Source organism: Thalassospira profundimaris (genome assembly GCF_003326675.1).
Taxonomy (GTDB): Bacteria; Pseudomonadota; Alphaproteobacteria; order Rhodospirillales; family Thalassospiraceae; genus Thalassospira; species Thalassospira aquimaris.
In genome coordinates, this window is the sequence record NZ_JPWF01000002.1 from 34,646 (window position 1) to 47,598 (window position 12,953).

Consider the following 12,953-nt stretch of genomic DNA (forward strand, 5'->3'; position numbering starts at 1 on the left):
GACATGCTGATACGCCGAAAGAAGGGTTGGGAAATCCCGGAACGCGACGCAACACCGCAATCGGTTTACCAAAACCGTCGACAGTTTCTGAAAGGCATCGCTGCCGGTTCCATCGGTGCGACAGCCGCATCCTTGCCGCTTGGCAGCGCGTTTGCACAGGGTGCGGCATCAACCGCCTCCCTTTATCCGGTTGCCCGCAATCCCGCCTATACGGTTGATCGCGAACTGACCGAAAAGGCCAAGGCGCTGACCTATAACAACTTCTATGAATTCGGGTCCCACAAATCGATTTCCGAGGCCGCCCAGGCCATGAACACCCGTCCATGGACGGTCAAGATTGACGGTCTGGTCGAAAATCCGATCGAAATTGATTTCGAAGACCTCGTGCGCAAGATGCCGCTCGAAGAACGTGTCTATCGTTTCCGCTGTGTCGAAGCATGGGCAATGACCGTTCCCTGGTCCGGTTTCCCGATGAAGGCGCTGGTTGATTTCGCCAAACCGCTGTCGGGTGCCAAATATGTCGAAATGGAAACTGCCAGCCAAAAGGACACCATGCCAGGCCTGCGTCAGTTCTGGTATCCTTGGCCCTATGTCGAAGGCCTGTCTATGGCCGAGGCCACCAATGAACTGACCATGATCGCCACTGGCATCTACGGTGAAGAACTGCCCAAACAGAATGGCGCGCCACTGCGTTTGGTCACGCCATGGAAATACGGATTTAAAAACATCAAATCCATCGTCCGCTTTACCTTCACGGATCAGCGCCCCAAAAGCTTTTGGGAAGACATCAACAGCGACGAATACGGCTTCTGGGCCAATGTGAACCCCGGTGTTCCCCATCCACGCTGGAGCCAGGCTTACGAGCGACTGCTCAATAACGGCGAAAGTGTCCCGACACAGATTTACAACGGTTATGGCGAATACGTGGCCGATATCTACAAGGGCATGGAAAACGAGAAACTGTTTATGTGATCCCTCCCTGTCCGTTCCGGATCACAAAATCGAAAACGCTGACAATTCTGCATGGTTGTCAGCGTTTTCTTTTACGTCTTCGCACTACTGTGCTGGCGTTGCATAGCGGCTATAAATTCGACCAAACGTGCCATCCTGCCGCATTTCGACAAGAACCCGTTCCAGTTCTGTAAAACTGCCATCGGTGAAATAGTCTGACCGGCGGGAAATCGCGATAAAGGATGGCTGCCCCTGCAAAACCAGTTCCGCCTTGCGGATATGATACGGCCCTTCCCGCTTGATTTGTTCGACGGCCTGAAGTTCGGGCACGATCAGCGCATTGATGTGCTGCATATCAAGCATTCGAAACAGCGTACTGTAATCCGCGGCCTCGACCAGACGGATTCCTTTGGCTTCGTCAAATTGGCGGTTGTAATTTGCCCCGCGCAGGACACCAACCGACCTTTCATCAAGATCCTTGATGTCGCGTATTTCTGCGCCAATCTCGTTGATATAGACGGCCTTGGGCTCGTCGGGTAAGGCCGCGCCGAAATAATACATATATTTCTGGCGTTCATCGGTACGGTTCGGGCCCAACATCAAATCCGCCTCACCGCGTTCAAGCAAATATAAGGCACGTTTGAACGGCACGACCTCAAACGAAAGATCAAGCCCGATGCGCTTTGCCGCGTCGCGGATAACGTCAATGTAAATTCCGGAATAGGACGCGCTGTTGGTGTAGACCGATATGACCCGATAGGGCGGCGCATTATTGACCGCAACAATCAGGGTGCGCGCCACCGATGGTTGAACAGCCACCAAAAGGCTGATCAAACCAAAGGCACAGAACATCATCGCGAAGACCAAGCGCTGCACCAAGATATTCTCCATCTGGCACGACCCAACAGTTTGAACCGGCGCTAAACTGCCCCTTCATTTGCAGATTGGGTTTCGTTGCACCGATTGCCACGGCTTATATTGATATGAATGAATATTCATCAACCATCAATCGAGCAACTGTGCCATGCAAGGTTATGGGCCCTTGCGACGTCGACCTTTATATTTGGGTCCATTGGCTGATTTTGATCCCGGTCCGCTGGTGCCGATCTTGCGCGCCATCGGGCCTGCTTCGGCCAGTCCAAGTTCCTGATCCTCAAGACGCTTGATCTCGTCACGCAGACGAGCTGCTTCTTCGAATTCAAGATTGCCTGCCGCTTCGCGCATCCGTTTTTCAAGATCTTCGATATGCGCACGCAGGTTATGGCCGATCAATGTATCGCCCGAAACGCCGGTATCGACCGTGACGTAATCCTGTTCCGCCACACTTTCGAGAACATCGTTGATCTTGCTTCGCACCGTTTCAGGCGTGATGCCATGTTCCTCGTTATAGGCCATCTGCTTTTCACGGCGGCGGTTGGTTTCGCCAATCGCATATTCCAGGCTGTCCGTCATCTTGTCGGCATACAGCAACACCCGACCGTCAACGTTACGCGCCGCACGGCCAATGGTCTGAACCAGTGACGTCTTGGAACGCAGGAACCCTTCCTTGTCCGCATCCAGAATAGCAACCAGCGCACATTCCGGGATATCCAACCCCTCGCGCAAAAGGTTGATGCCGACCAGAACGTCAAACACGCCCAGTCGCAAATCACGGATGATCTCGATACGTTCAAGCGTATCAATATCGGAATGCAGATACCGCACACGAACGCCATGTTCGTGCAAATATTCGGTCAAATCTTCGGCCATGCGTTTGGTCAGGGTCGTGACCAGAACACGCTGCCCCTTGGCCGCACATGCCTTGGCTTCGCCCAAAAGATCATCGACCTGGGTTTCAACCGGACGGATGATGCAAACCGGATCAATAAGCCCGGTCGGACGGATCACCTGTTCGGCAAAAACGCCCCCGGTGCGTTCCATTTCCCAATTGCCCGGTGTTGCCGAAACAAACACGCTTTGCGGGCGCATGGCTTCCCATTCCTCGAACTTCAAAGGACGGTTATCAACGCAGCTTGGCAGGCGGAACCCATGCTCGGACAGGGTAAATTTGCGATTATAGTCGCCTCTGAACATGCCGCCAATCTGCGGCACAGCCACGTGGCTTTCATCGACAAACAGCAACGCGTTTTCCGGAAGATACTCAAACAGGGTCGGCGGCGGATCGCCCGGATTACGGCCCGACAGCCAGCGGGAATAGTTTTCAATCCCTTTGCAATGGCCAACCGTTTCCATCATCTCAAGATCAAAGGTCGTGCGCTGTTCAATCCGCTCGGCTGCCAGCAACTTGCCCTCTTCGCGGAACTGGGCCAGACGGTCTTTCAGTTCCTGCTTGATGCCGGCCATCGCCTGCACAAGGGTCGGGCGCGGTGTCACATGGTGCGAGTTCGCATAAACCGTGACCGAATCCATGGTTGCAAATTTATGCCCGGTCAGCGGGTCAAACTCTGCCAGTTCCTCGATCTCGTCACCGAACATTGAAACGCGCCATGCACGGTCTTCGGCGTGGGCCGGAAAGATTTCAAGAACATCACCACGCACCCGGAAGGTGCCACGCGAAAAGGCCGCGTCATTGCGGGTATATTGCAACTCGACCAATCGCTTCATGATGTCGTTGCGATCAAACTCGTCGCCAACCGCAATGCGCTGGGTCATCTCAAGATATGTTTCGACCGCGCCGATACCGTAAATGCACGATACCGATGCCACGATGATACAATCATTGCGCTCAAGGATGGCGCGGGTTGCGGCGTGACGCATCCGGTCGATCTGTTCGTTGATCGAACTGTCTTTCTCGATATAGGTATCGGTACGCGGGATATAGGCTTCGGGCTGGTAATAGTCGTAATAGGAAACGAAATACTCGACCGCGTTTTCCGGGAAGAAGCCCTTCATCTCGGCATAAAGCTGTGCCGCCAAAGTCTTGTTTGGCGCAAGGACAAGTGCCGGGCGCTGGGTATTGGCGATGATGTTGGCCATGGTAAAGGTCTTGCCCGACCCGGTCACACCCAACAGAACCTGATCGCGTTCATGGCCGTCAATGCCCGCCATCAGTTCGGCGATGGCCGATGGCTGATCGCCGGCGGGCTGATAATCCGTCACCAGCTTGAATTCCCGCGAACCTTCAACGGGCGGGCGACGTTTGGTCAGAAATTCCGGTAGCGCATCCATCGGGCAAATCCCTCTTTTGATCTTGCCCCTAGTTATAAGTCAGATACGCCTGATCGCAAGCCCCACCCCTGACAGCTCCTGTCAGGAAATGTCAGGAGACGTCAGGATCAGTTTTCCCGGAACAATGCCCGATCACTGACGTTATGCATCCTGTTCTTCCCGATCAAAGCGCATACAGGCCCGAAAATTGGATAAATTCATCCCAAAGAACCCGCAAATGGCGAGAATCTGCCTTGAAACTCTTCTAGGGCAGGCGTAGGGTCCGATCCGAAAGAACGCGATTCTTTTCACTTCTTTTTTCATTCCAGGGAAACAGACCAATGGCGTTTATTGCCGACCGTTTGAGCCGTATCAAACCATCTCCCACCATTGCCGTAACCACCAAAGCCGCTGAACTCAAGGCAGCTGGCGTTGACGTTATCGGTCTTGGCGCAGGCGAGCCGGATTTTGATACCCCCGACAACATCAAAGAAGCTGCCAAAGCAGCGCTCGATGCTGGCAAGACCAAGTACACTCCGGTTGCTGGCACTCCCGAGCTGCGCAAGGCAATTGTCGAGAAGTTCAAGCGTGAAAACGACCTGGAATACACTATCGACGAGATCACCGTTGGTTGTGGTGGCAAACAGACCCTGTTCAACGCGTTCTTCGCAACGCTGAACCCGGGCGACGAAGTCATCATCCCGGCACCGTACTGGGTTTCCTACCCGGACATGACCCTGATGGCCGAGGGCACCCCGGTCGTGGTCGAATGCCAGGAAGAAAACGACTTCAAAATCACCGCTGCCGAGCTCGAAGCTGCGATCACGCCTAACACCAAATGGGTTGTTCTGAACTCGCCGTCGAACCCGACTGGTGCTGCTTATTCGCGTGCCGAACTGCGTGCGATTGCCGACGTTCTTCTGAAACACGAAAACGTCTATGTCATGTCTGACGACATGTATGAGCACCTCGTCTATGACGGTTTCGAATTCACCACCATCGCCCAGATCGAGCCGAAACTCAAAGAGCGTACGCTGACCTGTAACGGTGTGTCGAAATCCTATGCGATGACCGGCTGGCGTCTTGGTTATGCTGCGGGCCCGAAAGACCTGATCAAAGCGATCAACAAGGTTCAGTCGCAGTCAAGCACCCACACCTCCTCGATCAGCCAGGCTGCTTCGGTCGAAGCTCTGAACGGTCCGCAGGACTTCCTGAAAGAACGCGCAGAAGTCTTCAAAAAGCGCCGTGACCTTGTTGTCGCAGCCCTGAACGAATGCGAAGGCCTGTCGTGCAAAACCCCGGAAGGTGCGTTTTACGTGTACCCGTCCTGTGCGGGCGCCATTGGCAAAACCACCCCGGATGGCAAGAAAATCGAAACCGACACCGACTTCGTCACCTACCTGCTCGAAGCAGAAGGCGTTGCTGCGGTTCAGGGTTCGGCATTCGGTCTGGCTCCGTATTTCCGCATTTCCTATGCGACATCGGATGCGGCCCTTACCGAAGCATGCGCACGTATCAAACGTGCTTGCGCAGCACTGAAATAAGGTTTCTGTTCCCGATTTTCGGGATCAGGAATAATCATTCAGGGTCCGGCACTTGCCGGGCCCTGTTTTTTTGTCCATTATCGAATTCAACAATTACGCACTGAATTACCGATAAATCGGACAAGACATGAAAAATGAAACCTTCTATGCCACCGTCGACGGGATAAGCCTGTCCTGTCAGCGGATCATACCCGATGACGTCCGCAAAGACGCCCCGACCATCATCTTCCTGCATGAAGCATTGGGCACGATCCGCATGTGGCGGGATTTCCCCGCCAAGCTTGCCGCCGCAACCCGCCATCCGGTGATTGTCTATGAACGGCGCGGGCATGGTCGATCCGACCCGCATGCCGATGGTGATATCCCGCGTGCGATTGATTTCCACAACACCGAAAGCGACATCTATCTGCATGGCCTGATCACCGAACTGGGTTTGATCAAACCAATCCTGTTTGGCCACAGTGACGGGGCGACCATTGCGCTTAAATATGCGGCCCGCTTCCCGGACAATGTCACCGCAGTTATTTCCGAGGCCGCCCACGTCTATGTCGAAGACGTCACGATTGCCGGGATCAACGATGCGGCGGGCATCTATGCCAATACCGACTGGAAATCAAAGCTAGAACGCCATCACTTCTTCCAGACCGATGCGGTGTTCCGCGCCTGGGTCGATACCTGGCGTCAACCGGCATTTCGCGACTGGAACATGGTGGATGAACTGGCCAACATCACCTGCCCGCTTCTGGTCATTCAGGGCGATGACGACCAGTTCGGCAGTGACGATCAGGTCGACACCATCTGCGCCAATGTCGGCGGCCCAGCTACCAAAATGCTGATCAAGGATTGCGGCCACATCCCGCATTTCGATCAACCCGATCAGGTGATCGACGCCAGCCTGAAACATCTCGGCCTTGCCGAACTTGCTGATGCCTGACCCATGCAAAAGCCCCGGTCACATTCCGTCACCGGGGCTTGAATTTTCCATGATGCCCAGGGCAGTCTATCTCTGACCACCGCTCCATAAAATCGAGGATTCCCAATCCTCTAGGAAGCTATTCTTTTTAAGCTCGTCCTGAAAACCCAAAAGTCCGATGCCCAGCTTCACCCGAAAAACCGGAATGTTTTCCAGATGCGGTGTCAGAACCGTTTCCACATTCTGGTTGATCGGAATCAGGGATGAATTGTCTGCCAGAACCTGTTGCCCATCGCGCGAAAGCAGGAAGTCGATAAAAAGCTGGGCCTGGTATTTGGCCTGCGACGTTTTGGGCACAAAGGCCGTGCGGCTCATTGTGATTGTGTAATCCCGCAGGAAGTAAACACCGATATCCGGGTTCTTTTCGGCGGCGGCAATCGCATAGGACCCGATCACGTTATAGCCCAGAACCAGTTCCCCGGTTGCAATCCGATCAAGGATTTCCGAAGAACAGCAATAAAGCTTTGCCCCGGCACGACCAAAACTTTCGGTCAAACGCGATGTCTGGTTATTCTGAATTGCATCCTGGGTGGCAAAGAAATAGCCAATCCCCGATTGCCGGATGTTGTATGTCCCGATTTTTCCGCTGAACAATTCCGGATTGTCACGCACCAGATTGGAAAGGTCGGTATGGGAAACCGGGTTCTTTAATCCGGCAAACGCCTTCTTATTGTAAACAAGTGCCGCGGGCTCAAAGGAAAATCCATAAAGCTCGTTTCGCCATTGCGCCCAGCCGGGGATCGCGTCGGCATTTTCCGGTTCAAACCGATATGCCAGTCCTTCATTGACCAGCTTGACCTGCAAATCCATGGCCGGACTGATGATCACATCGGCTTCCATCTTCGGGTTATCAATGTTGTACATGACAACCTGATAAAGCTCGCTGGTATTGAACTCGCTATAGACAACGTCAATGTCCGGATAGCGCGCCTCGAACACCTTGATAAAGGGCTCAACCGCCGACGTATCGGTCGCTGACCAGACATGCACCTGCACGCGTGCAGATGCTTGGGTGCCCCAAACTGACGCCCCCATCGCAACAAATATCGCAATCAAAACCCGCATGCAGGCCGACAAAATATTGCCCCGTGGCATTGTCATTCTTCTGCCCCTCCGACCACAGGAAACACCATCTCTACCCGCAAGCCACCATTTGGTGACTGCGCAAGATTAAGGTCCGCACCATGCCGGTCCGCCACCGCCTTGACGATGGCAAGACCAAGGCCCGTACCGGTGCTCAGACTTGAAAACCGCTGCAGCACCGACGCATGTTTCGCACCCTCGATCCCCGGCCCGTTATCATCAACTATCAGATGGCAATGTGAACCCGATGAACGCACGACAATATCGATCTTGTGCGGGGCAGCCCCATGTTTGATCGCGTTGTCAATCAGGTTACGCAACGCTTCCCGGATCCCGATTTCATCAAGCATCACATATGTGTGCGTATCCGGTTCCCCGTCGCTTTCGATGGAAAAGTCCGTATCGTATTTCAGATAATCCCGAATGATGTCGCCAAACACCGCACGGATGACATCAATTAGAACCTTGCGTTCAAGCGGCGTATTATCGGCGCGATGAATGATCATGGCATGCGAAAGCAACTGATTGGTCAGACGAATTGTTCTTTCCGCCTGTTCTTCGGCCTGGGCGATGCGGACCTGTCTTTGTTCCGCATCTGGCTGACGGCTGGCACTTTCAAGCAATCCATGTAACGCGCCAAGGGATGTTCGGGTTTGATGCGCGACATCGGCGATAAAGGCCTGCGCGTTATCAAGACTTTTCTTATGTCGTAAAATAAGCCCGTTGATCGAACGGGTCAGGCTGGCAACTTCACGTGGCGGCGTGATCAGGATCTGTGAAAAATCGGTCGGTTCGCGGTGGCGCAATTGTCGTTCAATCCCGATCAGCGGCGAAAGCGCCCGGTTAATCCCGAACCAGACAAACCCAAGCCCGATCACCGTGACAAACAACAAAAGCGCAATCGCATTGATCATCATTTCCCGGGCAAAGGCATCCCGGGCAATGCGTGTCTGTCCGATCTGAACAACCACCCAGTCACCATAACCGGCCCCGGCCAGAAACCGCCCCTGAAGCAGGAAGCGCACATCTTCGCCGCTATAACGGGTATCAAAGAAAACCGGCTGGTCCGTCGGGCGGTATTGATCCGGAACCGGCAAGCTTTCAGACCCGGTAAGGGTCGTGCCATCAGCTGCAAAAATGCGGTAAAATACCCGGTCACTTTCCGCAAGCCCGATCATCTCAAGTGCGGAATAGGGGATTTCAACCCCGGGACCATTGGGGGTTACCAATGTGCGTTCCAGAATGGCAAACGCCGCCCCGCTTAGAAGGCGGTCATAGGAATGATTGGCCGCATCCCTGGCATAGCTCCAGATACCGATGGCAATACTGACAAGGATGATCGCAAACCCGGCCGCCATGCTGACCAAAAGCCGCTGGCGAAGGGAATGTTGAACCGCCACCTTATTCTTCCGCAATATGGGCAATATAGCCAAGTCCCCGAATGGTCTTGAGGATGATCGGCCCGCCGCTCAGTTTCTTGCGCAACCGGGTGACCATCTGCTCGACCGCGTTCATGCTTGGTGCTTCGTCAAACGAATACACCTTATCGGCCAGATCTTCCTTGGTCAGAACACGTTGCAGATTGCCGATAAAGATTTCAAGCAACTGTACTTCTCTGTTGCGCAATTCAACATCGCGCCCGTCAATCGTCGCAATTTTTGCCGCCCGGTCAAATACAAGATTTCCCGCACGAAATTCATTTGATGCCGCCCCGGTCCGTCGACGGATCAAAACGCGGCACCGTGCGGCCAGTTCCCGAAGATCAACCGGTTTGACGATATAATCATCCGCCCCGCCATCAAGCCCGATCAAACGATCATCAATTTCCGATCTTGCGGTCAGGATCAGAACCGGTGTGGTATCGCCGCGCGCACGCATGGATCGCAAAATCTCGAACCCGCTGCGCCCCGGAAGATTGATATCCATAAGAACAAGATCGAACTGCTTGTGGCGCAACAGATCATTCGCAAGCTCGCCGTCGCGCTCGCAATCTATGGCATGGCCGTCCGCGGTCAAACGATCGGTGATCGTCTCCGCGAGTGTTTCATTATCTTCGATCAAAAGAATTCGCATGGCCGGATTTTAGGCTCGGTTTCGGCTTCTTACAATTTGTTACATTTGATGTCAGCTTCAGGTCAGGAAGCGGTCAGCCTCCCGTCAGAACACCGTCATGGCAAGGTCAGTCTCGTGGCGTATAGCAATCTTGCGGATCGACGATTGATACGCGGAAACAATAATCCAACGGGAGGATACCATTATGAAAAAGCTGTTCGCAGCATCTGTTGTCATGGCCAGCTGCTTCTTTGGAAGCGCACATGCCGCAGATATCAAAAAACCTGAATGCATTGCACCGGCAAAACCGGGTGGCGGTTTTGACCTGACCTGCCGCGTCGCACAGGGTGGAATCGGTGACAAACTTGGCAACCCGATGCAGGTAAGCTTCATGCCTGGCGGCATCGGCGCCGTTGCCATCACGCTGTTCAACACCACCCGTACCGATGACCCCAATGCCATCGTCGCCTTTTCTTCCGGCTCGCTTCTGAACATCGCGACGGGCAAATATGGCGAATGGACCGAAAACGACGTTCGTTTTCTGGCAACCGTCGGTGCTGATTTCGGTGCCGTTATTGTCCGTGCCGACAGCGAATTCAAAACCCTTGATGACCTGATGAACAAGGTCAAAGCCGATGAAAGCAGCCTTGCAATCGGTGCAGGCGGTTCGGTTGGTTCGCAGGACTGGATGAAAGCAGCCCTTCTGCTGAAGGCCGTCGACCGTGACCCGCGCAAAATGATCTATGTTGCCTATGATGGTGGCGGCGACGCTCTGACCGGTCTTCTGGGTGGCAGCATCGATGTCTATACCGGCGACATCGGTGAAATGACCGCACATCTTGAAACCGGTCAGCTCCGTGTTCTGGCTGTGATGTCCCCGGACCGTCTGCCGGCACCGTTTGCCGACATCCCGACCACCAAGGAACTTGGTTATGACGCGGAATGGACCATCATACGCGGCTTCTACATGGGCAAAAACGTTTCTGACGATGCCTATGACAAATGGGTAGCAGCCTTCAAGGAAGCCTATGGCAGCGAAGAATTCGCCAAAATCCAGCATGACAAAGGCCTTCTGCCGCTCAACATCGCAGGCAAGGACCTTGATGACAATGTCAAGGAACGCATCCAGAAGCTTCGCGCCATCGCCAAAGAAGCTGGCCTGATCCAGTAATCGCCAAACATGGGCGGTCCCCCTTTCTCCCTGTGGGGGATCGCCTGTTTTCTTGCGCTCGCTAGGCCGGAGATCCCAATGGCTGATCGCCTATTTGCCCTGTGTGCCCTGATTGCAGGCGGCATCTACACCTATGTTGCCTTTGCCGTCATCAAGGCGCCTTTTCAATATGACCCGCTCGGACCGGAAACATGGCCACAGGTATTGGCCATCGTCTTCCTGTTGTGCAGCCTTTACATCCTTGTTCGCCCTGATCCCATCCGACTGGCACTCGCACGCAGTGTCTGGCTTCGTTTGCTGATCCTTGTCTTTATGCTGCTGGGCTACGCAGAACTTTATGAACCGCTTGGCTTTGTGGTTTCAACCGCCCTGTTCTGCAGTCTCTTTTCCGTCATGCTGGGCGCAAACCGCCTGCACGCCATCGCCTTTGGATGTGCGACCGGCATCATCGGATACGGCATTTGTGACTTTTTGCTGGGCCTGAACCTGCCAGAAGGTCTGCTGGCACCGCTTTTGTGAGTTTATCCCCATGAATGAAGTTCTAACTGGCCTGAGTGGCGGTTTCGGTGTCGCCTTGATGCCGCTGAACCTGTTGCTCGTCCTGATCGGCTGTTTTGCCGGAACCCTGATTGGTGCGCTGCCCGGTATTGGTCCGATCAATGGCGTCGCCATTCTGCTGCCCATCGCCTACAGCATGGGTCTGCCGCCTGAATCTGCCCTGATCCTGCTGGCTGGCATCTATTATGGTGCCGAATATGGCGGGCGTATCTCATCCATTCTTTTGAATGTGCCGGGCGATGCCGGGGCGGTGATGACCACCCTTGATGGCAACCCGATGGCCAAGCGCGGCGAAGCTGGCCGGGCCTTGTCGATTTCGGCTGTTGCCTCCTTTGTCGGTGGCACCATTGCCGTCATTCTGATGTCGCTCTTTGGTCCGTTCCTTGCCAAATTCGCCCTGACCTTCACCCCCGCCGACTATGTCGCCCTGATGGTCTTTGCCTTTGCAAGCCTGTCATCGCTTGTCGGTAAAAATCAGGTCAAAACACTGATGGGGGCTGCTATCGGCTTGATGCTGGCCACGGTCGGGATCGACGCCAATACCGGCGTTCCGCGCTATACCGGCGGCATTCCCGATATTCTTGCCGGGTTTGATTTCCTTGTCGTGGTGATTGGCTTCTTTGGTATGGCGGAACTGATCCACCTTGTCGAACAGCAGGTCTCGGGCAAGCTTAAATTGTTGCCAATCGGCAAAAGCTTCGTCACCTGGAAAGACCTGATGCAGATCCGCTGGACCATGCTGCGGTCTTCGATCATCGGCTTTATCATCGGTGTCTTGCCCGGTGTTGGTGCCTCGGTTGCATCGGCTGTCACCTATGGCACCGAAATGCGGATGGCTGGCGAAGACCGTAAAAAGTTCGGGACCGGTGATCCGCGTGGTTTGGCCGCACCGGAAGCCGGCAACAATGCCGCGGCTGGCGGGGCCATGGTTCCGATGCTGACGCTTGGCATTCCGGGATCGGGAACGACGGCCATTCTGCTTGGTGCGCTGATGCTGTTTAACGTCACGCCCGGTCCGATGATGTTTGAACAGCGTCCGGAAATCGCCTGGGGCCTGATCGCCTCGATGTATATCGGCAACCTCGCCCTGCTGGTGATCAACCTGCCGCTGGTTGGCCTGTTTGCCAGAATGCTGACAATCCCGCAGAAATATCTAAGCCCGCTGATCGCGGTTCTTGCCTTCATCGGCGTTTATTCTGTGGTCGGCAATCCGTTTGATCTGTTGCTGATTATCGGGTTTGGCATTTTCGGCTGGATTTTGCGCAAACTCGAATTCTCGCTGGCACCGATCATTCTGGGTTTTGTGCTGGGTCATCTGTTCGAAGATAACCTGCGCCGTGCTCTTTCCATCTCGCGCGGGGACTGGTCTATCCTGATCTCGTCTTGGGAAAGTATCGGGCTTTATGTGATGGCGGTACTGATTGTCATCCTGCCCGTACTGGTCAGTTACCGGAACAAACGCAAAGCCTGATCA

Annotated in this window: 11 protein-coding genes; 6 read left to right on the plus strand and 5 right to left on the minus strand. The window is 54.4% G+C overall.

Annotation, left to right across the window (positions count from 1 at the left end):
* Positions 1-3: 3 nt before the first annotated feature.
* Positions 4-972, plus strand: a complete 969-nt coding sequence (gene msrP, locus TH19_RS02750) for a protein-methionine-sulfoxide reductase catalytic subunit MsrP (protein WP_114100819.1) — start codon at positions 4-6, stop codon at positions 970-972.
* Positions 973-1,056: 84 nt separating this feature from the next.
* On the opposite strand, the gene TH19_RS02755 is transcribed toward msrP, so the two are convergent.
* Together TH19_RS02755 and uvrB are read right to left on the minus strand one after the other, a co-directional pair.
* Positions 1,057-1,827: a substrate-binding periplasmic protein gene (locus TH19_RS02755; protein ID WP_181846283.1), complete on the minus strand. Its 771-nt coding sequence runs from the start codon at positions 1,825-1,827 to the stop codon at positions 1,057-1,059.
* A 156-nt stretch (positions 1,828-1,983) separates the two neighbouring features.
* On the minus strand, positions 1,984-4,119 hold the full coding sequence (gene uvrB / locus TH19_RS02760; RefSeq protein WP_114100821.1) for an excinuclease ABC subunit UvrB: 2,136 nt from the start codon (positions 4,117-4,119) through the stop codon (positions 1,984-1,986).
* Between the two features lie 320 nt (positions 4,120-4,439).
* On the opposite strand from uvrB, the gene TH19_RS02765 reads away from it, so the two are divergent.
* A complete protein-coding gene (locus TH19_RS02765) occupies positions 4,440-5,642 on the plus strand; it encodes an aspartate transaminase (RefSeq protein ID WP_114100822.1) in 1,203 nt (400 codons plus the stop codon).
* Between the two features lie 127 nt (positions 5,643-5,769).
* A complete protein-coding gene (locus TH19_RS02770; protein ID WP_114100823.1) occupies positions 5,770-6,576 on the plus strand; it encodes an alpha/beta fold hydrolase in 807 nt (268 codons plus the stop codon).
* A 66-nt stretch (positions 6,577-6,642) separates the two neighbouring features.
* Here TH19_RS02770 and TH19_RS02775 read toward each other — a convergent pair whose 3' ends face one another.
* From TH19_RS02775 to TH19_RS02785, 3 genes are read right to left on the minus strand one after another with little or no spacing between them, the layout of a single operon-like run.
* Positions 6,643-7,716: an ABC transporter substrate-binding protein gene (locus tag TH19_RS02775; RefSeq protein ID WP_114100824.1), complete on the minus strand. Its 1,074-nt coding sequence runs from the start codon at positions 7,714-7,716 to the stop codon at positions 6,643-6,645.
* A complete protein-coding gene (locus tag TH19_RS02780; protein WP_114100825.1) occupies positions 7,713-9,098 on the minus strand; it encodes a sensor histidine kinase in 1,386 nt (461 codons plus the stop codon). Before TH19_RS02780 ends, TH19_RS02775 begins: the two co-directional genes overlap by 4 nt.
* A gap of 1 nt (position 9,099) precedes the next feature.
* Positions 9,100-9,771: a response regulator transcription factor gene (locus tag TH19_RS02785; RefSeq protein WP_114100826.1), complete on the minus strand. Its 672-nt coding sequence runs from the start codon at positions 9,769-9,771 to the stop codon at positions 9,100-9,102.
* 184 nt (positions 9,772-9,955) lie between these two features.
* Here TH19_RS02785 and TH19_RS02790 point away from each other — a divergent pair, with 184 nt between their 5' ends.
* From TH19_RS02790 to TH19_RS02800, 3 genes are all read left to right on the plus strand, one after another.
* Complete coding sequence (locus tag TH19_RS02790; RefSeq protein WP_114100827.1) at positions 9,956-10,921, plus strand: Bug family tripartite tricarboxylate transporter substrate binding protein; 966 nt, start codon at positions 9,956-9,958, stop codon at positions 10,919-10,921.
* A 78-nt stretch (positions 10,922-10,999) separates the two neighbouring features.
* Positions 11,000-11,440, plus strand: a complete 441-nt coding sequence (locus tag TH19_RS02795) for a tripartite tricarboxylate transporter TctB family protein (protein ID WP_114100828.1) — start codon at positions 11,000-11,002, stop codon at positions 11,438-11,440.
* Positions 11,441-11,450: 10 nt separating this feature from the next.
* On the plus strand, positions 11,451-12,950 hold the full coding sequence (locus tag TH19_RS02800; RefSeq protein ID WP_114100829.1) for a tripartite tricarboxylate transporter permease: 1,500 nt from the start codon (positions 11,451-11,453) through the stop codon (positions 12,948-12,950).
* Positions 12,951-12,953: the final 3 nt, after the last annotated feature.